Below are 22,423 nucleotides of genomic sequence, written 5' to 3' on the forward strand. Positions count from 1 at the left end.
CCTCCCGGTGGGCGCCGAGAGTGGAAAAGCGGTCGGATGTGCGGACGGCCGCCGGCTTATTCGAGGACGTAGCGGTCACCCTCGCGTGCGACCAGCCCGTTCGTCCGGAGCGTCTTCAGAATGGCGTACAGCGAGATGCGTTTCATGTCCAGTCCCTCCAGGAGCTCCGTCTCGGTGACCGCGCCGTGGGTCGCCAGATACAGGTAGACCAGTTTCGCGCGCGGCGAGGAGAGCTCGCGTGGCACGCGCTGCATCGTCGGCTCGACGTCACCCATCGACTCGGATCGGATCTGCGCCTGCATCGTCTTACGTCTCCCCACCGCTTCGACACCCGTAAAACCTCGGTACGACTATCGTCGAAACGCCGGGGAGAGCCCCCCACGACCGCGAAACGTGGCGGTTCGAGGCTCGTCCCGAACCGGAGCCTCACGACGTCGGCGCTCGTCGAGGTCGAACTTCGACTCGTGACGGACCGCCCCGGCAAAATTCGCGTCCCGGTCGGCGTGGGCGGCGTGGTCGGGTCAGTACGACCGGATCTTCGGCTCGTACTCCTTCTCCTCGCCCTCGAGGATGACCGGGCGGTACCACAGCTGTGGCGTGCCGTCGTTCCAGGACAACAGCGTGTGCTTTAGCCACTCGTCGTCGTTGCGCTCCTGGAACTCCGCGCGCCAGTGTGCGCCGCGGAACTCCTCGCGGGCGAGCGCGCCGAGCGTGATCGCCTCGGCCAGATCGAGGATGTTGCGCGTCTCGATCGTCTGGATGAGGTCGGTGTTGAACGTGCGCGAGGGGTCCTTCACGAACACGTCCTCGTAGCGCTCGCGCGCCTCGCGGACGTCCCGGAGCGACTGCTTCAGCCCCGCCTCCTCGCGGAACACGTTCACGTTCGCGGTCATCGACTCCTGGACGTCCGCACGGATCTCGGCGTGCTGGATGCCCTCGTCCTTCTCGAGCAGTTCCTGCACGCGCTCGCGCTCGGTCTCGACCGCCCGTTCGAGCACGTCGTCGCCCCCGACCGCGGCCGCGTCGGACTCCGTCGCCACGCCGCCGTCGGCCGTGGCGTCGTCCCCGGTCGCCTCGTCCTCGACGCCGGGCCCCCCGACGGCGCCCGGTTCGACGGGCGTGTCGACCTCACCGAGTTCGTACTCGCCGCGCTGGCCGGTCTCGATCTCGGCCTCGCCCAGATCCTTCCCTGCCGCGTGCTGGCCGGCGCGCTTGCCGAAGACGATGAGCTCCGGCAGCGCGTTGCCGCCGAGGCGGTTCGACCCGTGGACCGAGGCGCAGGCGCACTCGCCGGCCGCGTACAGCCCCGAAATACAGGTCTCGCCGTTCTCGTCGGTCTCGATGCCGCCCATCGCGTAGTGCTGGCCGGGCTTGACCGGCATCGGCTCCTCCAGCCCGTCGACGCCCTCGAAGTCCTCGGCGAGGTGGAGGATGTTCTCCAGGCGGTCGATGATGCGCTCCTCGCCGAGGTGGCGCATGTCGAGGTGGACGTACTCGTCCTCGATGCCGCGCCCCGCGTTCACCTCGCTCAACTCGGCGCGGGCGACCACGTCCCGTGAGGCGAGTTCGCCGTCGTTGCTGGCGTAGCCGTACTCGAACATGAACCGCTCGCCCTCCGCGTTGTAGAGGATGCCGCCCTCGCCGCGGACGCCCTCGGAGATGAGCACGCCCGTGCTGGGCAGGCTCGTCGGGTGGAACTGGACGAACTCCATGTCCTCCATCGGGACGCCGGCGCGGTAGGCCATCGCCACGCCGTCGCCGGTGTTGGAGACGGCGTTGGTGGTGTGATCGAACACCTGCCCGGGGCCGCCGGTCGCCAGGATGACGCCGTCGTTCGCGCGGAAGCCCGACAGCTCGCCGCTCTGGATGTCGTAGGCGACGACGCCGTGGCAGCTCCGCTCGGTCGGGTCTTCCTCGTCGGTGACCGCGAGGTTCGAGACGTACCACTCGTCGTAGACGGTGACGCCCCGCTTGACGAGCTGCTCGTACATCGTGTGGAGCAGCTGGTGGCCGGTTTCCGCGCCGGCGTAGGTGGTGCGGGGGAACGAGAGGCCGCCGAACGGTCGCTGGGAGACGCGGCCGTCCTCGTCCCGCGAGAAGGCCATGCCCCAGTGTTCGAGCTGGATGACCTCCTCGGGCGAGTCCTGACAGAGCGTCTCGATTGCGGGGGCGTCCCCGAGGTAGTCCGAGCCCTTCATCGTGTCGTAGGCGTGGTCCTCCCAGGAGTCGCCCTCGCGCAGCGCGGCGTTGATGCCGCCCTCGGCCGCCCCGGTGTGGCTTCGCACCGGGTGTAGCTTCGAGACGATGGCAACGTCCGCGCCCTCCTCCTGGGCGGCGATGGCAGCGCGGAGCCCCGCGCCGCCTGCGCCGACCACGATGACGTCGTGTTCGTACATTGTGTGTGGTGTGTGTCGGTGGTGGAATTCGTCGGTCGTTACCAGAACTGCAGGTTGCTCTTGACGGCCTCGCGCTTCAGCTCCTGGATGTGCTCGGTGAGCGGGATGTCCTTCGGGCAGACCTCGGTACAGGAGAACTGGGTCTGACACCGCCAGACGCCGTGTTCCTGCTCGATGACGTTGAGCCGGTGTTCCTTCACGTCCTCGCCCTCGCGCTCGTCCATGGCAAAGCGGTACGCCTTGTTGATGGCCGCGGGGCCGAGATACTCGTTGTCGCCCGCGGCGATGTTACACGAGGACATGCAGGCGCCACACCAGATACAGCGCGTGGACATCTTCACCTTCTCGCGGTTCTCGGGCGTCTGCCGCTGCTCATCGAGTTCGCCGTCGGGCAGCTCGTTCGTCTGGAAGAACGGCTCGACGGCCTCCATCTGGTCGTAGAAGTGCTCCATGTCGACGACGAGGTCCTTGCGCACCTCGGCGTGCGGGAGCGGTTCGACGCGGACCGGGTCCTCGAGGTCCGAGAGCTGGGTCTTGCACCCGAGGCGCTGGCGACCGTTGATGAAGAACGCGTCAGACCCGCAGATCGCCTGCCGGCAGGAGTGCCGGAACGTGAGCGAGGAGTCGAACGTGTCCCGCGCGTGGATGAGCGCGTCGAGGACGGTCATCCCCTTCTCGAACGGGACGTGGAAGTCGTCGAAGCGGGGCTCCTGTTTCCCCTCCACCTCGGGGTCGTAGCGGAACACCTTGAGGTGGACCGTGTTCTCCTCGGCCGCGGCCTCCTCCTCGGCGGCCTCGCGCTCCCGCCGCTCGCGGGCGGCGCGGGCCTCGGCCTTCTTCTCCATCCGCGCCCGCTGGGCGGGCGGGAGCGACTCGGTCGGCTCCGTCTCGACCGCCTCGGTCTCCGATTCGGTGTCTGGAAGTTGCGTGCTCATTGTTAGAACGTCGGGAAGCCGGCCCACGCGTTCGCGGTGCGGATCCCTTGCACGACGAGGATCGCGCTAGCGAGCACGAGGACGTACTTGACGACCCGTTTCCTGGTTCCGGTAAGCCCCTGGTTGACGAGCGCGTTGTAGACGCCGTTCACGCCGTGGAACGTCGCCGTCACGAGGAACAGCACCATCAGCGAGTAGTAGGTGAGATCCTGCATCCGGATGCTCGACGCCATGAACGTCACCTCGTCGGCGTGGTTCACGAAGTGGAGCAGGAAGAAGTGGAACGCGAGCACCACGACGAGGAACGCCGCGGTGATGCGCTGCCAGAGCCAGCGGCGGCCGCCGCGCTCGAACGAGGAGTAGCGCTCGGCCATCAGCCGAACACCCCCGAGAGGAACGTCGGCACCGACGCCACGACGATCGCCCCCGTCAGCACCAGCGACGCGTAGAAGCTCCGGTCCTGTGCGTCGAGGCCGACCCCCAGGTCCACGAACAGCAGACGGACGCCGTTCAGGATGTGGAAGACGGCGACCGCGAGCAGCCCGATCTCGAGGAAGCGTACGACGAGCAGCGACTCCAGCCCCTGGATCGTGGTCGTGTACGCCGCCTCGCTGGACGTCGCGGTACTCAACACGGCGATGTGGGTGAAGAGGTAGCCCACGAGCACCCAGCCCGTGAACTTGTGGAACACCCAGGCCCACATGCCCGCCGAGAACTCCCGCCACCGGCCGAAGTCCTCGACGAGGCCCCTGTCGTACGACTGGCTCATGCGTGGTCGTGGCTCGGTCCCAAGGGGGTATAGTAGTTACGTGTACGGCAGCGTGGGCGTGGGGTTGGAACCGTTCGCGGACGCGGTCCCGTCCCGCGCGACGTCGCGAACGCGTTCGCGGGTCGCCGACGCGGTCACGTTTCGCCCGTCCCGTTCGGCGACTGCTGGCGCTCGAGGACCCGGCGGGTGCGCTCGTCGAGTTCCACGAGGTGACACAGCGGGTTCCCCGGGTAGACGACCGGGTTCTCGAGCATTCCCACGAGCACGCCGGTGAACGGCGCCTCCACGCGAACGGCGTCGTGCTTGAACGGGTCGCTGACGGTGCAGACGACGTCGCCCTCGTGGACGAGCGCGCCGCGGTCGAAGTGCATGTCCACGATGCCGCCGGCGTCCGCGCGGATCCACGTCTTCTCGCCCGACCCGGAGATGACCGTCCGCCAGCCGGGCCAGCGGACCGACCCCGTCTCCCGGAGGCCGAACTCCGCGAAGACGCTCAGGACGCCTTCGAGGGCGTCGTCGATGAGCGGGCGCTGGAACCGGTGGGCCTCGCCCATCTCCACGGTGATGGTCGGCGTGTCCACCGCGGCCGCCTCCACGCGCAACATCCCGGAACTCCCCTCGCTGTCGATGATGACGTTCGTCCCGTACGCGCGGGCGACCCGGGCGACCGCCGGATCGGACATGTCGGCGCGGACGTGGAGCATGTTCGTCCGACCCCGCGTCGAGGTGTGGAAGTCGAGGCCGATGTCGCAGGGTTCGATGAAGTTCCGGAAGATGCGGTCGGCCATCCGCTTGGCGCTCGTGGAGTCGGCCGCGCCAGGGAACGACCGGTTCAGGTCGCGGTCGTACACCGGCAGGTAGCGCTGCTGGGCGAGGAACCCGGGAACGTTCAACACGGGCAGACAGACCAGCGTGCCCGCGAGGTCCGAGAGATCCCACTCGTGGGCGACCTCCCTGACCACCTCGATGCCGTTGAGTTCGTCGCCGTGTGCGGCCGCCGAGAGGAACGCCGTCGGCCCGTCGCGCTCGCCGTTGACGATCGTCACGGGGATCCTGACCGGGTCGCCGAGGTACGTCTCGCTCACCACGAACCGCAGGTTCCGTCGCTCGCCGGGTTCCACCGTCCCCCCGTCGTAGGTGAACGCCCCGTCCTCGCTCATACCCGGAGGTGGACGGCGGATGGTAAAAAGGGTGCACGCCGGAACGACCCAGTCGTCCCGACGACGACGGTCGATCGGGAGTCGCTCCGTCCGGCGCGTGCCGTCCTCACAGCCCACGGGGGCCGATTCGACCGGGACCTCTTTACTCGCGCCGAGTGACCGTTTCGTATGGACGAGGACCCGGTTCGCGTGGGCGTGCTCGCGCTCCACACGAGCAAGGAGTCGAAGGCGATCTGCAACGCGGTCGAGGACCTGGGACACGAGCCGGAGTGGCTGCGCGAGGAGAACGCGTCGGTCAGCATCGCGGAGGGCGCGGTCGAACTGGAGCCGGACGTCGACGTGGTCGCCAACCGGATGCTGCTCTCGAACACCGAGGAGCCGGCCGAGGGCCTCGGGCTCGCGGGGACGTTCGCGCGGGCGCGGCCGACCCTGAACCCGCCCGAGGCGGTGCTCACCGCGGTCCACAAGTTCGCCACGGCGGTCGCGCTCTCGGAGGCGGGCATCCGCGTCCCGGATGCGCTGCTGGCGCTCTCGAACGCGCGGCTCAACGACGGCCGGGAGCGGTTCGCCCCCGAGGGCGTGTACAAGACCGCCATCGGCACCCACGGCGGCGGCACCTGGAAGCTGGACCTCCGCGAGCCGGTGAACCCGATGGTCGGCAAGCGGCAGGCGTTCCTGCAACAGCTCATCGACCGCGACGAGACGCGTCACCACGACACCCGCGTGTACGTCGTCGATGACGAGGTCGTCGGCGCGATGAACCGGTACGCCCCGGAGGGCGACTGGCGAACCAACGTCGCGCTCGGCGGCGACGTCGAGGACGCGACCGACTCGCTCCCCGGGGAAGCCCGCGAGATGGCGCTCGCGGCGACCGACACGGTCGGGCTCGACTACGCGGGCGTCGACCTCGTGCAGGGGTACGACGGCTGGTACGTGCTCGAAGTCAACCCGACCGCGGGGTTCAAAGGGCTGTTCAGGGCGACGGGCCGCTCGCCCGCCCCTCACATCGCAAAGCTCGCCATCGAGCGCGGCGGCGGCAGCGTCGACGACGAGCGCGTCGCCGAACTGACCGCCGTGCTCGACGACTCGCGCCCCTCGTGCATGCCGTCGCTCGCCCAGCAGCGGCCGAAGGACACGCCGCTGATCGGGTACATCGAGGAGGTCGTCGTCGCCGGCACCCGGGGCTCGACGCAGGCGTTCGCCAAGTCCGACACCGGCGCGACCCGCTCGTCGATCGACACGAAGCTCGCCGCCGAGATCGGCGCTGGCCCAATCAAGAGCATGACACGCGTGAAATCCGGGAGCGTCAAGCGCGGGAAGGCGCGTCCGGTCGTCGACCTCGTCATCGGCATCGGCGGCGACCAGCACACCGTCACCGCGAGCATCGAGGACCGCTCGCACATGGAGTACCCGCTGTTGCTCGGCCGGGACATCCTTGAACACTACCGGGTCGACGTACGGCGTCGAGCGGACGAGTCCCGGAACCGCGAGCGCGACGAGGAGGAGGAGGAGACAGGCGAGGAGTAAGCGGTCGAGGGTCGGCCTGCGGGCGAGCCCCATACCCGACATCGCAGCCGACCCGAAGACAGACCCCTTTTCCGTGCGCACCTCGACTCGCGAGCATGGGCTTCGGTAGCTACGACGAATCCGAGCAGGAACGGAAGCAGTCAGGCGACGGCCCCGGCGACGAGGCGACCGTCGACGCACACGAGAACGAACACGAGGGGGAGATGACGTTCGACACGGGCGCGTCGACCGACGACCTCGTCTCGAAGCTGCAGGAGATGAAGGACGACCCCGACGCGGACGAGGAGTGAGGACGACGGATACCGGGAGGCTTTAGCCCCACAGCACCCTTCTCGCCATCGAACGGTACCATGAACGACGACGCACACGACGTCCTGCGGGAGGACCCGGTGATGGCCGGGCTCATCGAGCACCACGACCCGTTCTCCGAGGCCGACTGGTCGGAGTTCGAGCGGCTCTGCGTCTCCATCATCAATCAGCAGCTCTCGACGGCGAGCGCCGCGGCCGTGAAGGAGCGGGTGTTCGACCTGCTGGCCGGGGGAGTGACGCCGGATTCGGTGCTCGCGGCCGAGGACGCCGCGCTGCGCGAGGCGGGACTCTCCGAGATGAAGGTCGAGTACCTTCGGAACGCCGCGCGGGCGTTCCAGGAGCGGGATTTCACCCGGGAGGGGCTGGCGGACCACTCGGACGCGGAGGTCGTCGAACGCCTCACCGAGATCAAGGGCGTCGGCGACTGGACCGCGCGGATGTACCTGCTGTTCGTGCTCGAACGCGAGGACGTCTTGCCGCTCGGGGACCTCGCCGTCCGCCGCGGCATCGAACAGCTGTATGGCGACGGCGGCGAGCTCACCCGCGACGAGATGCGCGAGATCGCGGAGGCGTGGCGACCGTACCGCTCCGTGGCGACGCGGTACATCTGGGCGGCCTACGAGTCCGCCTAGGAGTTCCTCGAACTGGTCCCTCTCTCGACGTTTCGGTCGCCATGGCACTTGAGCAACCGCCTAACCGCGGCGTTTGGAGCCGACTATCGGGACGCAGGGGGCGCGTCGTGACCCGGCGTGATCGGAGGCGAGCGACTAACTTTGGGCGTCCGTCCCGAACCGGCTCGTGTCCTTGCGATGACGACCGACCAACCGCGCCCGGACCCCGTCGAGGAGGGCTGGCGGGACCTCCCGCTGGACGGCCGGGTGGCGATCCAGATCTTCGCGTTCACCGAGAGCGGGGAGCTGTCGGCCGACGCCTGGGTCCACTCGACCCACTGGACCGATCCGGTTGCGAAGCGATAGCGCCCCGGGACGGCGCTCCGACGCCGGAACCGTGGAACGGCGACCCGATGAACGGGAACGGCGACCCCTGACAACGGGAACGCCGACCGGGAAAACGGGAACGGCAACCCCGGTGAACGAGGTTTCTGTTCACGCGTGCGCGAGGGGAAACGTTGAATCCGGGCCCGTCCCACCCGCCTACCATGGACGCATCAGACGTGGAGACGGTGGCCGTCCTCGGTGCCGGGAACATGGGGCACGGAATCGCCGAAGTCGCCGCGCTCGCCGGCTACGAGGTCCGGATGCGCGACATCAACGACGAGTTCGTTCAGGACGGCTACGACCAGATCGAGTGGTCGCTGGGCAAGCTCGCCGAGAAGGACCAGCTCTCGGAGGGCGACGCGCAGGCCGCCCTCGACAGGGTCACGCCGCTGGTCGACATGGCGGAGACCCTCGAGGGCGCGGACCTCGTCATCGAGGCCGTCCCCGAGAAGATGGACATCAAGAAGGACGTGTACGACGACGTGGTGAAACACGCCGCGGCGGACGCCGTCTTCGCCTCCAACACGTCGAGCCTCTCGATCACGGAGCTCTCGGAGGTCACCGACCGGCCCGAGCGCTTCTGCGGGATGCACTTTTTCAACCCGCCGGTGCGGATGCAGCTCGTCGAGGTCATCTCGGGCGAACACACCGACGACGGCACCCTCGAACTCGTCGAGGACGTCGCCGAGGAGATGGGCAAGACGCCGGTCCGCGTCCGGAAGGACTCGCCCGGCTTCATCGTGAACCGCGTGCTCGTCCCGCTGATGAACGAGGCGGCCTGGATCGTCCACGGGGGCGATGCGACGGTCGCGGAGGTCGACTCCACGGCCAAGTTCGACGTTGGGCTCCCGATGGGGAGCTTCGAACTCGCCGACCAGGTCGGCATCGACGTGGGCTATCACGTGCTCGAGTACATGCACGACGTGCTCGGCGACGCCTACGAGCCGTGCCCGCTCCTGGCGGAGAAGGTCCAGAACGACGAACTCGGCAAGAAGACCGGCGAGGGCTTTTACGACTACGAGGACGGCGGCGTCGACATCCCCAACGACGCCGGCCGCGAGGACGTCACCCACCGCCTGCTGGCCGTGATGGCCAACGAGGTCGCCGGCCTGATCGGCAACGACGTCGCCGACGCCGACGCGATCGACCGCGCGGTCATGCTCGGCGCGGGCTTCCCCGACGGCCCCGCGAAGATGGCCGACGCCGCAGGCCTCGACACCCTGGTCGAGACCCTCGATGACCTCCACGAGGAGACGGGCGCGGCGCGCTACGAGGCGGCCGACTACCTCCGCGAACTCGCCGAGGCCGGGGAGGGCTTCCACGGCGGGAACGGGGACGGCGAGTCGGACCCGACGGAGTTCGACACGATCAGGCTGGAGCGTGACGGGAACGTCGGCCGCATCGTTCTCGATCGGCCCCACCGGATGAACACGGTGTCGGCGGAGATGCTCGAGGACCTCTCGGTCGCCATCGACCTGCTCGACGCGGACGAGGAGGTCCGATCGGTGCTCGTGACCGGCGAGGGCGAGCGCGCCTTCTCCGCGGGCGCGGACGTCCAGAGCATGGCCGCCGGCGGCGCGGACCCCATCGGCGCGGTCGAACTCTCCCGGCTCGGCCAGTCCACGTTCGGCAAGTTCGAGTTGGCCGACGTGCCGGTCGTCGCCGGCATCGACGGCTACTGTCTCGGCGGCGGGATGGAGTTCGCGACCTGCGCGGACATGCGTGTCGCCTCCGAGCGCTCGGAACTGGGCCAGCCCGAACACAACCTCGGCCTGCTGCCCGGCTGGGGCGGCACCCAGCGGCTGAGCAACATCGTGGGAGAGGGGCGCGCCAAGGAGATCATCTTCACCGCGGATCGGTACGAGGCCGGTGAGCTGGCCGAGTACGGCTTCATCAACGAGGTCGTCCCCAACGAGCGGCTGGAGGAACGCGCGCTCGAACTGGCCCGCGACCTCGCCGCCGGCCCGCCGATCGCACAGCGCTACACGAAGCGCGCGATGCTTCGCGGCCGCCACGACACCGACGCGGGACTGGAGATCGAAGCGCAGGCGTTCGGCCACCTCATGGGGACCGACGACCTGATGGAGGGCGTGACGGCGTTCATGTCCGACGAGGAGCCGGAGTTCGAGGGGAAGTAGTCGAACGGTTCACCGAACGAACCTTTTGCGAGCGGCGGCGACTCGATGGTTCGATGGCTCTCCAGTTCGCGGACTACGGCCCCGGGGTCGCCTTCATCTTCGCCGTGGGCCACCGCTTGCGGTGCTCTTCCACGAACTCGGCCACGCCGTCGTCCCACTTCTCGTCTCGGGTGCCGAGGTGACCGTCCCACTCGGTAGGAATCCGAATCGGGACGTGCGAGTCGGCCGACTCCGCGTCGGTTACGGCGTCTCGGGCTACTCGTCGCTCACCGGACTCCGGGGTTCGTGAACTACTCCGGCGGGTCGCTCGGTCGTCGCGCTCACGTCGAGACGTATCTCGGCGGCCCGGCGACCACGCCGTTCCTGCTCGCGGTCACCGTGTTCGTCGTCCCCGCCCTCGACGGTGCCGCTCGCGTCGCCGCCTTAGTGCTCGCCTACTCGTTCGGAATCCAACTACTCGTCACGCTCGCACCAGTGGAGTACCCAGACTGGTGGGGCACGTACGCCGGCACGAAAAGCGACGGTCGTCGGGTGCTCGACGCCCTGCGGGGGGCGTAGTTACTCGCTCTCCGCTTCACGTAGCTCCCGGTAATCCGGCAGGAAGTCGTCCTGCAACACGCCGTTTCGACCGCCGTCGACCGTCAGGTGCGCGCCGGTCACGAAGCCCGCCTCGTCGCTGGCGAGGAACGCGACCGCTGCGGCGACGTCGGCCGGCACGCCGATTCTGCCGGTCGGGTGGATGCGCGCCAGTTCAGCGCGCCGCTCCTCGGACATGTCCGAGGTGGTGCGGTCGATGGCGACCCAGCCCGGGTTGACGGTGTTCACCCGCACGTCCGGGCCGAAATCGAGCGCCACCGCCCGCGTCATCCCGTTGATGCCGGCCTTGACCGCGTTGTAGGGGAAGATCCGCGGGCCGGTCGAGAACGCGTGGTTCGAGGACATGTTTACGATGGCACCCTCGTCCATGTGTTCGCGGGCGTGTTTGGCACAGAGCCAGTAGGAGCGGAAGTCCGTCTCGAGGACGAACGCCCAGTCGTCCATGTCGGCCTCGTCGGCGGCGGTGTACGTCTCCACGCCGGCGTTGTTGACGAGGACGTCGAGGCCGCCGAAGCGCTCGACGGTCGCCTCGAACAGCGCGACGATGTCGTCCGGGTCACGCATGTCGGCCCGCACGAACTGGGCCTCGCCGCCGGCGTCCTCGATGGCCGCGACTGTCCCTTCGCCTGCGTCGGTCGAACGCCCGGTGACGACGACGTTCGCGCCCTCGGCCGCGAGCCGCCGGGCACAGCCCGCACCGATGCCCCGGGTCGACCCCGTGACGACGGCTGTTTCTCCGTGGAATCGGGAGGGGAGCTTCGTGGCGTCGATGGGGGAGTTGTCGATGCTGGTCATTGGTCGTTCAATGGGTCGGTCGCGGGGGACTTCACGTCTGCTACGTCTTCTGCGTCTTCTGATGCGTGATTTTCGGTCGTGCCGTGGTTTTCCTCGGTCGGAACGGCTCGAAAGCCCCCGGCTTCTGCGCTCGCGCGCCTCGCTGCGGTGCTTGCGTCGTTCGCGGGACACGTCCCGCGAGCTCACGAGAGCAGAGCTCTCGTGAACGTCGTGCTTCCCGCAGAAGCCGGCCCCGTTCAGTCCCGCCCGGTGGGACGGTCGGGTCGTCGCGTGGGCTCCCCACGCCTCCCCGGCGGGCGCGGCTCGCTCCCTCCGGTCGCTCGCGTGGGCACCCGCCGCATCCCCCCGACCGTCAGCCGGCCAGCGTCCCGGTGGACTACCGACGTCGTGCACGGTCGGTAGTCGGGGCAGCGACGCTCGACCGGAAAGCCGGCAGGGTGGGACTGGAAGGGGCCGCGGGGGCTTCCGAGGCGTTCAGACCGAGACGAGCGACTGGTTCAGGCAGGTCGGCGCACGCGGGGGTTTCCGCGGTCGTCACTGGAGTACCAGACTCAGGCGCTCCCGTGAACCGTCCGCCATCGCCGAACGATCACCACTCCGCAACCGACCCGTCCGGCCGACGCCACACCGGATTGTGCCAGTCGTCGTGGCCGTCACGCTCCTCCAGCACCTCGCGGTCCACCTCGATGCCGAGCCCCGGGCCGTCCGGCACCGGTACGAAGCCGTCCTCGTACTCGAACACCGAGTCGTCGACCAGATAATCGAGCACGTCGCTCGTCTCGTTGTAGTGGATGTCGAGGCTCTGCTCCTGGATGAGCGCGTTCGGCGCGACCGCGTCGAGCTGGAGACAGGAGGCGAGCGCCACGGGGCCGAGCGGGCAGTGAGGCGCGACCGAGACGTCGTACGCGCCGGCCATCGCCGCGATGCGCTGGACCTCGGTGATGCCGCCCGCGTGGCTCAGGTCCGGCTGGATGATGTCGACCGCGTTCTCCTCGAAGATCCGCTTGTAGTCGGTTCGGTGGAACATGCGCTCGCCGGTGGCGATGGGCACCGAGGTCGAGGCCGCGATGTCCGCGAGCGCGTCGTTGTGCTCGGGCAGCACCGGCTCCTCGACGAAGAACGGGTCGTGGGGCTCCAGGGCCGCGACGAGCTGCTTCGCGGCGGTCTTCGTCGCGCGGCCGTGGAGGTCGACGCCGACGTCCACTTCCGGCCCGACCGCCTCCCGGACCGCCCGCAGGCGCTCGGCGGCCTGGTCGATCGCCGCGGGCGACTCGACGCGCTCCAGTTCGGGCGTCCCGTTCATCTTCAGCGCCGAAAAGCCCGCGTCGACCTTCTCGCGGGCGGCCTCGGCGACGCCCTCCGGTCGGTCGCCGCCGACCCACTGGTACACCCGGACGCGGTCGCGGACCGGGCCGCCGAGCAGCTGGTGGACCGGCGCGCCGAAGTGCTTGCCCTTGATGTCCCAGAGCGCCTGGTCGATGCCCGCGATGGCCGACATGAGCACCGGGCCGCCGCGGTAGAACCCGCCGCGGTAGAGCCGCTCCCAGTGGTCCGCCACGGGGAGCGGGTCCTCGCCCAGCAGGTAGTCGTCCATCAGCTCCGCGACCGCCTCCTTCACGCTGCGGGCACGTCCTTCGACGACTGGCTCGCCCCAGCCGACCGTCCCGTCGTCCGTCTCGACGCGGAGGAAGAGCCACCGCGGCGGCACCGCGTACAGGTCGTAGTCGACGATTCGCATACGCGGGGCGATGAAACGCACCACCAAAAGGCCGCCGTCACCGGAACGTCACGTCGAGCAGGTCGGCCGCGTCGCCACGGACGCGGCGATACCGGGGCTCGTTCCCGTCCCGCTCGACCGCGAACGCCTCGATCTCGATGACGAGTCGGCCCCGCCCCGGAACCGTCGCCCGCACGATGGGGCCGGTCGCGGTCACGACGACGTACGGCGGCGCGGCCACCGGCTCGGCGGGCAGCGACGTTTCGAGCGCCGCGACCGCGGCGTCCAGCAGCGCCGGCAGTCGACCGAGTGCGCCGGCCCGCGAGAGCGTGGCCCGCATCGGCGGAACGACGGCGTCGCGGTCCGCCGTTCCACGCGTCCCCGTCGGTCCGTCCTCCTCCCAGCCGGCGGCGACCGCCTCCGCACGGTCGGCCACCGTCTCCAGCAGGTCGCCGTGCTCGGCGAGGATGCGTTCCCGGACGAGCGCGGCGTCCTCGTTCACGGGCTCACGTGTCGCGCCGCGCCGCCCACGCGCGTCGGTGCCTGTCGGAAAAGCATCCGGAAACCCGCTTACCCGCCGAGGAAGTCCTGGCGGACCTGCTCGTCGGCCAGCAGCGCCTCGCCCGAGTCGACGTAGGCGTTCTCGCCGTTGACCAGCACGTAGCCGCGGTCACAGCGCCCGAGCGCCTCCTTCGCGTTCTGCTCGACCATCAGCACCGACGTGCCGTCGTCGTTGATGCGGTCGATGCGGTCGAACATGTCGGCGACGAGGTCGGGTGCCAGCCCGGCCGACGGCTCGTCGAGCAACAGCAGGTCCGGGTCCAGCATGAGCGCGCGACCCATGGCGAGCATCTGCCGCTGTCCGCCCGACATCGTCCCCGCCGTCTGGCTCTCGCGCTCCTCGAGGATCGGGAAGCGGTCGTAGATGTCGCGGATCCGGTCCTCCGGGACCTCGTCGAGGATGTACGCGCCCATCTCCAGGTTCTCCCGGACGGTCAGCCCTTCGAAGACGTTCTCGTTTTGCGGGACGTACCCGATCCCCCGGTGGATGATCTCCTCGGGTGCGAGCCCGTGGATGGACTCCTCCGCGAACGTGATGTCGCCGCCCATGTACGTCGTCAGGCCGAACACCGACTTCATCACGGTCGACTTGCCGGCCCCGTTCGGCCCGACGATGGTGACGTACTCGCCGTCAGCGACGTCCAGGTCCACGTCCCTGAGGATCTGGAGGTCGCCGTAGCCGGCGTCGAGATCGCGGACCCGCAACAGCGCGTCCTCGTCGGTCGTCGACTCGACCGCCGCCGTCGCGCCCCCTTCCGTTTCGGTTTCTGCTCCGGCGTCGGCTTCGGACGCCATCACACCTCACCTCCGAGGTACGCCTCGACGACCCGTTCGTTCCCCTTGATGTCGGCGGGCGCTCCCTCCGCGAGGACCTGCCCCTGGTGCATGACGATGACGTGTTCGCAGTTGTCCATGATGACGTCCATGTCGTGTTCGACGAGCAGGAACGTGTTCCCCCGCTCGCGCAGTTCGTGGATCCGTTCCAGTAGCTTCTCCTCCAGCGTGGGGTTGACGCCGGCGAGCGGCTCGTCCAGCAGGACGAGATCCGGATCGGTCAGCAGCGCCCGGGCCATCTCCAGCAGCTTGCGCTGGCCGCCCGAGAGGTTGCCAGCGTACTCCTCGGCGAGGTGGTCGATCTCGAAGAACTCCAGTTGCTGCCACGCCCGCTCGCGGAGCTCCTCCTCCTGTTCGATCACGCCGCCGCGGAGGCCGGGGAGCACCGAGTGCCAGAACTTCTCGCCGATCTGGGCTTTCGGCGCGAGCATCATGTTCTCGAGCACCGTCATGTCCTCCAGTTCGCGGGCGATCTGGAACGTCCGCACTAGCCCGCGGTTGGCGATGCTGTGGGTCGCCAGCCCGGTGATGTCCTCGCCGTGGAACCGGACGGTCCCGCTCGTCGGGCGGTGGACGCCGGTGATGAGGTTGAACGTCGTGGACTTGCCCGCGCCGTTGGGACCGATGAGGCCGGTCAGCGAGCCCTCCTCGACGGAGAAGCTCGCGCCGTCGACGGCGGTGATGCCGCCGAACGTCTTGTGCAGGTCTTCGACGAGGAGGGGCGGTTCCTCGCCGGACTCCACCGTGGCCGACTCCCTCGCCGCCTCGTCCGTGTCGGGCGGGGCGCCGGCGCCCTCACTCATCGTCGCCACCCCCGTCCCTCGCCGTCGGCCGAACTCCCAGCGGAATCGCCGCGGCCTCCTCCTTCCGGTGGCCGAGCAGGCCCTCCGGGCGGCGCTGCATCAGCCAGATGAGCAGCACCCCGACGAGGACGAACCGGAGCGCGGAGATGTTGTTGAGCATGAACGCCAGGAACGGGAGCACTTCCCCCTCGAGGAACGGCCCGACGGCTGCGGGGAACGTCGCGGGCGTCGTGTCGAACTCGACGTAGTTGAGCACGACGCGCCGCAGGAACGTCGGCCCGGTCCAGAGCAGCGAGGCGAACAGCGCCCCGCCGAGCACGCTGCCGGTGTTCGAGCCGGCGCCGCCGATGATGAGCGCGACCCAGATGTAGAACGTCAGGATCGGGCGGAACGAGCCCGGGTTCGTGTAGCCCTGGCTGCCGTGCCAGAAGATGCCGCCCAGCCCCATCAGCCCGCAGCCGAACATGAACGCGACGATCTTGAACCGCCGGGTGTCCTTCCCGAGCGCCTGGGCGACCTGCTCGTCCTCGCGGATCGCCTTCAGCACGCGACCGAACGGCGAGTTGCCGACCCGCACGAGCAGGACGTAAAACAGCGCGACGCCCCCGGCGAGCACGAACAGGTAGGCGATGTCGACGATGACCGGCGGGGTCAACGCGAGATCGAGCGTGAACGCGGGGAGCGGGACGAACCCGAGCCAGGAACTGCCCGGCGGGATGAGTTCGATCCTGAGCCCGCTGAACAGCGGGAACAGTACGGAGCCGAGCAGCGCCGGCTCGCTGCCGGTGCCCGCGCCGCCGTAAAACAGGATCCGGATCGGGTTCGTCGGCATCGAGATGCCCCCCGCGCCGCCGGTCCCGGTCTCGATCCCCGTGAACGGGACCGCGAACGTCTGGAACGTCTGTGAGGTGAGCGTGAGCCTGATGATCTCCGAGAGCGCCACCGTAACGATTGCGAAGTAGTCCGCCCGGAGCCGCAGCGCCGGCAGCGCGGCAAGCAGCCCGACGAGCGAGGCGGCGAGCACGCCGCCGAGGACGCCGATCGGGAGCGGCAGTCCGAGCCCCGGGACGCCGCCGACGCCGGCCTCGACGGGCCCGGAGAGGATCGCCATCGTGTAGATGCCGACCGCCATGAAGCCGACGACGCCGATGTTGAACACGCCCGCGTACCCCCAGTGGAGGTTCAGCGCCAGCACCATCATCGCGTACACCGCCGTGAAGAAGAACACCGACTGGAGCGAGTTGACGACGCCGTTGAACGCGAAGTCCAGCGCGATGGCGAACAGGAAGAAGCCGACCGTGACGTGGCCGAGCACGATCAGCAGCTTGTCCACGTCCGAGGTCATCCAGCGCTCGTCCAGCCAGGCGACATACGGCTCGGCCGGTGGCGCGGCGGCGACGTACAGCGTCCCCGCGAGCACGAGCGTGTAGAGGAAGCCGATGAGGCTCCCGCCGACCGGGAGCGAGCCCAGATCGAACGAGAACACCGCGAAGAACAGCAGCAGGCCGACCAGCAGGTGGCCGAAGGCGGTTCCCCACGCGACCGCCCCGCCGGTCGCCCACTGCGTGCGGAACCAGTCCCGGTACTCGTTCCAGACCGGCACGTCGAAGCGGCCGGCTCGGCCCGCCACGGGTTCGTCGCTCACGAGTCCGCACCCCCGTTCGGACGGGCGTGGAGTGGCCGGCCGGCTCTCATGCCGTCGTCACCCCCGAGAAGATGCCCTCCGGCTTGAACAGCAGCACGAAGATCATCACCGCGAAGGCGGCGACCGTGGAGAACTCGTTGGGGATCCAGACCAGCGAGAGGTTCTGTGCGACGCCCATGACGATCCCGCCGAACATCGCCCCGTAGATGGAGCCGATGCCGCCGAGGATCACCGCCGCGAAGATGAGCAACAACAGCAGCCAGCCGAACTGGAAGTTCATCGTCCCGCGCTCCAGCGCGATGAGGAAGCCGCCCGCGCCGGCGAGGCCGGCGCCGATGACCCAGGTGAACCGGATGACGCGCTCGGTCGGGATGCCCGTGATCCGGGCGAGGTCCTCGTTGTCGGCCATCGCACGCATCGCCTTCCCGAGTTTCGTCCGCTGGAGCAGGAAGTGGAGCCCGAGCATCAGCCCGCCCGCGATGACGACGAGCGTGAGCTGGTGTGCGCCGACGTCGATCACGCCGCTCCCGACCGCGAACGAGAACTCGGGTGCGGCCTGGGAGTTCGTCAGCCCCCGCGTCCGCCCGCTGAACACGATGAAGATGACGTACCGGAGCGCGAGCGCGACGCCGATGGAGGCGATGAGCAGCGAGATTCCCTCCTCGCCGCGCATCGGCCTGTAGACGACGCGGTCGATGGCGAGCGAGAGCAGGATCGTCGCCGCCCCGGCGACCAGCACGCCGGCGATGATCGCCAGCGGCGTCGTGGCGATGGAGACGCCGAGTTCCCGCGTCGAGACCTGTCCGATGACCAGCAGCGTCGTGAGATCGAACTGACCGAAGCCGGCGATGAGCCACGTCACCGCCCAGCCGGCGAAGGCGCCGCTGGTGACGTAATCGCCGTGGCTGAAGTTCGCGAAGTTCAGAATGCTGTACGTCATCGACAGGCCCACGCCCGCGAGCCCGATGGACAGGCCGACGACGAGTCCCTCCCACAGATAGCCGACCAGCGTGGCGGCACCGAGGCCGCCCGTCGCCAGCCGTCGCAGGAGGTCCACAAACAAGATTCCACAGAGCACCGCGGTCACGATGACCGGAAGCCGGTCACCGAGAGCGCGACGTCCGCGCGAGTAGGAGTCGCTAATACTCATTGTGATTCCCTCTCACAGAATCGGGGTCCTTTGAGGGAGTTAAAGGTTCCCTCACGCGGGCGCGAACATGAAAAGGTCGCCGACGAACGTTCCCACGGATCCACGCTCGATGGACGGTTCCCGCACGTCCGGGACCCCACAAGGACCAAGCGCCGCGCCCCCGTGGAGGTCGGCATGGACGGCGTCACCATCGAGGCAGCGACGATGGAGGACGCTGATCGGCTGACCGACATGTGGGTGTCGCTCGCGGCCGGCCAGCGCGCCCACGGCTCCTCGCTCCGCGCGGACGCCAACCGGGCGGTCGCCCGCGACGCGGTGGCCCGCCACGTCGTGGCCGGCGGCCTCCTGCTCGCGCGTGGGTCGGACGGGATCTGCGGGTTCGTCATGTTCGGCCCCGAGACGGGCAGTTACGAGCAGGACGTCGAACGCGGCGTCATCAGGAACCTCTACGTTCGCCCGGCGGACCGCGACCGGGGCATCGGCTCCCGGTTGCTCGCGGCCGCCGAGGCGACCCTCGCGGACGAGGGCGCGGACGTCGCCTCGCTGGAGGCGATGGCCGCCAACGAGGACGCGCGCCGGTTCTACGACCGGGCGGGCTACGAGGAGCACCGGATCGAACTGGAGAAGCCGCTGGGGGCGGCTGAAAGCGATACCGATTCAAAGGAGGGGGAGTAATCGCCGACTGCGCCGGGGGAGCATGGGCGGTGCATGCACTCGACTTGTAATCGAGACTTCGCGGGTTCGAATCCCGCCCCCGGCTTCCGTCCTCCGGTGCGGATCCGGGATCGATCCCTCGTTCCGGTTTTGAACCGGGGCTCCCAGCACCACGGGACCTATTCGACCGTGAGCGACAGGTCGGCATCGATTCGGAGCCGCGACTCCCCGTCCGGCCCGGCGTAGGTGACCGTCGGCTCCGTGGCGTCGAGAACCGAGAACTCCCTCGTCATGGCGACGCCGAACCGTTCCCACGCCGACGTCTTCCGCCCGTTGTGGTTGAGCAGGTCGAACACGGCGGGGTGGCGCGTGTGGGTGAGCAACGGGGGCGAGACGCGATCGAACCCGCAGACGAGACAGCCGAGTTCGGCGACCGCGCCGATCCCGAGGTTACAGTGGGGACACAGCGACTCGACGTCGCCCTCGTGTTCGTGACAGACGACGAGTCGACACTCGCTCTCGCTGCCACACTCCGGGCACGTGTCGGCGGCGAGCATGCCGACCTCCCGTTCGAACCGGTCGTGTACCAGTTCGAGCACCTCGTTCGGGCCGCGATCCGTGAGGCCCGCAGGGGGGTACACGAGCGCCGAGAGCGTCCCCGGCGGCGTGTAAGTCAGGTTCAGCGTGCCCGCGCAGTCCCGACAACGCGTGAACACGTGCTCGTTCCGATAGGAGACCGTCACCTCCCCGCCGCATGCGAAGCAGGCGGCGTCAGTGGCGATCGGGCCGAACCGCGGATCGTCCGTGAACGTGCCGCTCAGCACCGACCGAACGACCGTCCTGCCGGCCTGCCGCATCGCGTACCCGCCGTCGACCTTCTCGACGAACTGGCCCCTGAGCCGGCTCAGATGGTAGTTGAACTTGCCGCTGTCGGGCTCCCCGACGGCGTCCTGCAGCTCGGAGTAGGTGATCGCGCTCCGCTCACGCCCGACGCGTTCGGTGGCTTCATAGAGGGAAAACAGGATGGCGAGCCGGAGCTCGTCGCCCAGCAGGGCGAACGCGGACTGCGGGGAGAGGCCCTCCTCGCCGGCGTGGTCCATGCGAACGGGTACGACCAGCGTCCGGAAAACGTTGTTCAAAATTGACAGCGTTCTCGAACTGAATCAACACCCGTCGCTTCGACGGAATCTCGCGGTCTCACGCCGCGCCCCCGACGCGTGTGGCGGTTCCGGCTCACGAGCGAACATGTGCGGTCCGGTCGGCCCGGACGACGGCCGGGCTTATCCCTGAGCGGCCCCTCCGATGGGGTATGACCGACCACGAACTGGCGACGCTCGCGGGCGGCTGTTTCTGGTGTATCGAGGCGGCGGTCAAGGAACTCGACGGCGTCGTCGAAGCGACGTCGGGTTACGCCGGCGGGCACGTCGAGAACCCCTCCTACGAGAAGGTCTGCAGCGAGACGACGGGCCACGCGGAGGTCGTCCAGGTCGAGTACGACCCCGAACGGATCACCTACCCTGACCTGCTTCGCGTGTTCTTCACCGTGCACGACCCCACGACGCTGAACCGGCAGGGGCCCGACGTGGGCGAGTCGTACCGGTCGGCGGTGTTCTACCACGACGACGAGCAGCGGGAGACGGTGGAGGCGTTCATCGAGGAACTGGAGGCCGTAGGGGCCTACGAGGACCCGATCGTCACGGAGGTCGAACCGCTGGAGGCGTTCTACGAGGCCGAGGCGTACCACCAGGACTACTACGAGAAGAACCCGAACGACGGCTACTGTCAGTTCAACGCCGACCCGAAGATCCGGAAGGTCCGCGAGAAGTTCGCGGACAAGGTCAAACGGAGCGCCTGAGTCGACGCCGACTCACGACGCCGCGGTCGGAACGACGCTCAGTCGCTCCCCCGGCCAGCCGTCCCGCCGCCGGTCCCGAACCGCTCGGTCCCCCACCGCACGAGGGCGGGGAACCGACGGACGAGCGCCAGTCCGATCCGCGTGGGCCAGTCGGCGTAAACGACGGGGCCGGTCGAGTCGATCTTCCCGGCGAGGTTCCGGCCCACCTCGGCCGGGTCGCTCATCATCCACGGCGGGAAGCCGAGTTCCGCGGCCGAGCGCGTGTTCGTGAAGGGCGGGTGGACCACGGTGACCGAGACGTGCTCGTCCCACAGTTCCAGCCGCAGCGAGCGGACGAGCGCCTCGACCGCGCCCTTCGTGGACGCGTAGCCGGTGAGCCCCGGCGTGCCGACGAGGCCGACCCCGGAACTCACGTTGTGGATGATCCCTTCTCCCCTGGCCCGCATGTGTGGGAGGACGGCCCTGATGGTCCGGACGTACCCGAAGTAGTTCACCTCGAACTCCCGGCGCGTGTCATCGATGGTCTGTTCCGCGAACGGGGCGTAGTTGAACATCGCGGCGTTGTTGACCAGGACGTCGATCCGTCCCCACTCGTCGAGGACTCCGTCAATCGCCGTCTCCACGTCGCCATCGACCGTCACGTCACACTCCGCGACCCGCATCCGGTCGGGGTTCGCCCCCCGAACCGGCTCCAGGTTCCCCACGTCGACGTCGAGTCCTGCCACCCGATAGCCGTCCGCGAGGAGCGCCCGCAGCAGGCCGTGACCGATCCCCTCGTTCGCGCCGGTAACGACGACGACGTCGTCCGTTACGCTCCCGTTCATCGTCCCATACCGAGGCTCTCCACCCATATAACCGCATAGACGGGTCCGGGTCGGGCCCACCACGCCGACGGTTGTGTGGCGGCACCGCGGTGACGCGAAAGGGCCTCCCCTCCGGGGGCCGTGGCGTGGACCACCGATGGACGGAACCACGGCACCCGACTTCGGGCTGGAGAGCACCGCGGGCGAGGAGGTCACCCTCTCGGAGACGCTCGACTCCGGGCCGACGGTCGTCCTCGTCAACCGCGGTCACTGGTGTAGCTTCTGTGCGGAACAGCTCGGCACGTTCAGCGAGGTCGCCTACGACCTCTGGTTCAACGACGGGGTGGACGTGCTCCCGGTCGTCACGAGCGAGCGCGGGAAGCTGGTCGAGATGCGCGACCGGTTCGACTTCGACTTCCAGCTGCTCGCGGACCCGGACGGCGCGGTGGCCGAGCAGTATAGCGGCACCGAGGAGACGAGCCACGGCGTCACGGGCATCGCGGGGACGTACGTGATCGACACGAACGGCGAGGTCCGGTACGAGCAGGTCGCCGAGCGCGTCGACGACCGGACGTACGGCAACTGGGTCCGCTACTTCGTCCGGAACGACTTCGAGGACCCGTTCGGCGAGTAGCCCGACGGCGTCGATTCCGGACCGAACTCGGGAGGGGTGGAATCGACGGGAACGCTTTTGCCGCTCGCGCGACCTGTCACCGCATGGACGGTGCAGACCGGTTCTTCCTCGTCGTCGTGGCGCTCATCTTCCTGTTCACGCTG

At 68.9% G+C, this 22,423-nt stretch carries 24 protein-coding genes and 1 tRNA gene; 10 read left to right on the top strand and 15 right to left on the bottom strand.

Annotation, left to right across the window (positions count from 1 at the left end; translation table 11 throughout):
• Positions 1 to 56: 56 nt before the first annotated feature.
• From RJT50_RS07055 to RJT50_RS07080, 6 genes are all read right to left on the bottom strand, one after another.
• The gene (locus RJT50_RS07055; protein WP_313695376.1) at positions 57 to 302 is read right to left on the bottom strand and encodes a helix-turn-helix domain-containing protein; all 246 of its coding nucleotides are present in this window, start codon (positions 300 to 302) and stop codon (positions 57 to 59) included.
• 219 nt (positions 303 to 521) lie between these two features.
• On the bottom strand, positions 522 to 2,396 hold the full coding sequence (locus RJT50_RS07060) for an FAD-binding protein (protein WP_313695378.1): 1,875 nt from the start codon (positions 2,394 to 2,396) through the stop codon (positions 522 to 524).
• A gap of 38 nt (positions 2,397 to 2,434) precedes the next feature.
• Positions 2,435 to 3,331 (bottom strand): succinate dehydrogenase/fumarate reductase iron-sulfur subunit, encoded by an 897-nt coding sequence (locus tag RJT50_RS07065; protein WP_313695379.1) that lies wholly within the window; start codon positions 3,329 to 3,331, stop codon positions 2,435 to 2,437.
• A 2-nt stretch (positions 3,332 to 3,333) separates the two neighbouring features.
• Positions 3,334 to 3,705 (bottom strand): succinate dehydrogenase hydrophobic membrane anchor subunit, encoded by a 372-nt coding sequence (locus tag RJT50_RS07070; protein ID WP_313695381.1) that lies wholly within the window; start codon positions 3,703 to 3,705, stop codon positions 3,334 to 3,336.
• Positions 3,705 to 4,100, bottom strand: a complete 396-nt coding sequence (sdhC, locus tag RJT50_RS07075) for a succinate dehydrogenase, cytochrome b556 subunit (protein ID WP_313695383.1) — start codon at positions 4,098 to 4,100, stop codon at positions 3,705 to 3,707. The genes RJT50_RS07070 and sdhC overlap by 1 nt, the downstream gene beginning before the upstream one ends.
• Positions 4,101 to 4,234: 134 nt before the next feature.
• Complete coding sequence (locus RJT50_RS07080) at positions 4,235 to 5,260, bottom strand: succinylglutamate desuccinylase/aspartoacylase family protein (RefSeq protein ID WP_313695384.1); 1,026 nt, start codon at positions 5,258 to 5,260, stop codon at positions 4,235 to 4,237.
• A 168-nt stretch (positions 5,261 to 5,428) separates the two neighbouring features.
• On the opposite strand from RJT50_RS07080, the gene RJT50_RS07085 reads away from it, so the two are divergent.
• The 6 genes from RJT50_RS07085 to RJT50_RS07110 all read left to right on the top strand — a co-directional run bounded on the left by RJT50_RS07085 (position 5,429) and on the right by RJT50_RS07110 (position 10,790).
• Positions 5,429 to 6,787, top strand: coding sequence for a putative ATP-dependent zinc protease (locus RJT50_RS07085; RefSeq protein WP_313695385.1), 1,359 nt, complete (start codon positions 5,429 to 5,431; stop codon positions 6,785 to 6,787).
• 95 nt (positions 6,788 to 6,882) lie between these two features.
• Positions 6,883 to 7,077 (top strand): DUF5786 family protein, encoded by a 195-nt coding sequence (locus RJT50_RS07090; protein WP_313695387.1) that lies wholly within the window; start codon positions 6,883 to 6,885, stop codon positions 7,075 to 7,077.
• A gap of 60 nt (positions 7,078 to 7,137) precedes the next feature.
• A complete protein-coding gene (locus RJT50_RS07095) occupies positions 7,138 to 7,728 on the top strand; it encodes a DNA-3-methyladenine glycosylase family protein (RefSeq protein ID WP_313695388.1) in 591 nt (196 codons plus the stop codon).
• A 177-nt stretch (positions 7,729 to 7,905) separates the two neighbouring features.
• The gene (locus RJT50_RS07100; protein ID WP_313695391.1) at positions 7,906 to 8,073 is read left to right on the top strand and encodes a hypothetical protein; all 168 of its coding nucleotides are present in this window, start codon (positions 7,906 to 7,908) and stop codon (positions 8,071 to 8,073) included.
• Positions 8,074 to 8,255: 182 nt separating this feature from the next.
• Positions 8,256 to 10,232, top strand: a complete 1,977-nt coding sequence (locus tag RJT50_RS07105; protein WP_313695392.1) for a 3-hydroxyacyl-CoA dehydrogenase/enoyl-CoA hydratase family protein — start codon at positions 8,256 to 8,258, stop codon at positions 10,230 to 10,232.
• A 285-nt stretch (positions 10,233 to 10,517) separates the two neighbouring features.
• A complete protein-coding gene (locus tag RJT50_RS07110) occupies positions 10,518 to 10,790 on the top strand; it encodes a hypothetical protein (RefSeq protein ID WP_313695394.1) in 273 nt (90 codons plus the stop codon).
• Here RJT50_RS07110 and RJT50_RS07115 read toward each other — a convergent pair whose 3' ends face one another.
• The 7 genes from RJT50_RS07115 to RJT50_RS07145 all read right to left on the bottom strand — a co-directional run bounded on the left by RJT50_RS07115 (position 10,791) and on the right by RJT50_RS07145 (position 18,334).
• A complete protein-coding gene (locus RJT50_RS07115; protein ID WP_313695396.1) occupies positions 10,791 to 11,624 on the bottom strand; it encodes an SDR family NAD(P)-dependent oxidoreductase in 834 nt (277 codons plus the stop codon).
• A gap of 589 nt (positions 11,625 to 12,213) precedes the next feature.
• Positions 12,214 to 13,362 (bottom strand): galactonate dehydratase, encoded by a 1,149-nt coding sequence (gene dgoD, locus RJT50_RS07120; protein ID WP_313695398.1) that lies wholly within the window; start codon positions 13,360 to 13,362, stop codon positions 12,214 to 12,216.
• A 37-nt stretch (positions 13,363 to 13,399) separates the two neighbouring features.
• Positions 13,400 to 13,843: a DUF7988 family protein gene (locus RJT50_RS07125; RefSeq protein ID WP_313695400.1), complete on the bottom strand. Its 444-nt coding sequence runs from the start codon at positions 13,841 to 13,843 to the stop codon at positions 13,400 to 13,402.
• A gap of 68 nt (positions 13,844 to 13,911) precedes the next feature.
• Positions 13,912 to 14,697: an ABC transporter ATP-binding protein gene (locus RJT50_RS07130; protein ID WP_313695402.1), complete on the bottom strand. Its 786-nt coding sequence runs from the start codon at positions 14,695 to 14,697 to the stop codon at positions 13,912 to 13,914.
• Complete coding sequence (locus tag RJT50_RS07135; RefSeq protein ID WP_313695403.1) at positions 14,697 to 15,539, bottom strand: ABC transporter ATP-binding protein; 843 nt, start codon at positions 15,537 to 15,539, stop codon at positions 14,697 to 14,699. Before RJT50_RS07135 ends, RJT50_RS07130 begins: the two co-directional genes overlap by 1 nt.
• A complete protein-coding gene (locus tag RJT50_RS07140; protein WP_313695405.1) occupies positions 15,532 to 17,184 on the bottom strand; it encodes a branched-chain amino acid ABC transporter permease in 1,653 nt (550 codons plus the stop codon). Before RJT50_RS07140 ends, RJT50_RS07135 begins: the two co-directional genes overlap by 8 nt.
• A 46-nt stretch (positions 17,185 to 17,230) precedes the next feature.
• A complete protein-coding gene (locus RJT50_RS07145; RefSeq protein ID WP_313695406.1) occupies positions 17,231 to 18,334 on the bottom strand; it encodes a branched-chain amino acid ABC transporter permease in 1,104 nt (367 codons plus the stop codon).
• Positions 18,335 to 18,508: 174 nt separating this feature from the next.
• Here RJT50_RS07145 and RJT50_RS07150 point away from each other — a divergent pair, with 174 nt between their 5' ends.
• Together RJT50_RS07150 and RJT50_RS07155 are read left to right on the top strand one after the other, a co-directional pair.
• Positions 18,509 to 19,009, top strand: a complete 501-nt coding sequence (locus RJT50_RS07150) for a GNAT family N-acetyltransferase (RefSeq protein WP_313695407.1) — start codon at positions 18,509 to 18,511, stop codon at positions 19,007 to 19,009.
• 11 nt (positions 19,010 to 19,020) lie between these two features.
• Positions 19,021 to 19,094: transfer RNA gene (locus RJT50_RS07155), tRNA-Thr, on the top strand.
• Between the two features lie 73 nt (positions 19,095 to 19,167).
• On the opposite strand, the gene RJT50_RS07160 is transcribed toward RJT50_RS07155, so the two are convergent.
• The gene (locus RJT50_RS07160) at positions 19,168 to 20,088 is read right to left on the bottom strand and encodes a DUF7351 domain-containing protein (protein WP_313695409.1); all 921 of its coding nucleotides are present in this window, start codon (positions 20,086 to 20,088) and stop codon (positions 19,168 to 19,170) included.
• A 209-nt stretch (positions 20,089 to 20,297) separates the two neighbouring features.
• Here RJT50_RS07160 and msrA point away from each other — a divergent pair, with 209 nt between their 5' ends.
• On the top strand, positions 20,298 to 20,843 hold the full coding sequence (msrA, locus tag RJT50_RS07165) for a peptide-methionine (S)-S-oxide reductase MsrA (protein ID WP_313695410.1): 546 nt from the start codon (positions 20,298 to 20,300) through the stop codon (positions 20,841 to 20,843).
• A 38-nt stretch (positions 20,844 to 20,881) separates the two neighbouring features.
• Here msrA and RJT50_RS07170 read toward each other — a convergent pair whose 3' ends face one another.
• Positions 20,882 to 21,667 (bottom strand): SDR family NAD(P)-dependent oxidoreductase, encoded by a 786-nt coding sequence (locus RJT50_RS07170; RefSeq protein WP_313695412.1) that lies wholly within the window; start codon positions 21,665 to 21,667, stop codon positions 20,882 to 20,884.
• Between the two features lie 136 nt (positions 21,668 to 21,803).
• On the opposite strand from RJT50_RS07170, the gene RJT50_RS07175 reads away from it, so the two are divergent.
• On the top strand, positions 21,804 to 22,280 hold the full coding sequence (locus RJT50_RS07175) for a peroxiredoxin family protein (protein ID WP_313695414.1): 477 nt from the start codon (positions 21,804 to 21,806) through the stop codon (positions 22,278 to 22,280).
• Positions 22,281 to 22,423 lie beyond the last annotated feature (143 nt).

Source organism: Halobaculum sp. XH14, assembly GCF_032116555.1.
Classification (GTDB): domain Archaea; phylum Halobacteriota; class Halobacteria; order Halobacteriales; family Haloferacaceae; genus Halorarum; species Halorarum halobium.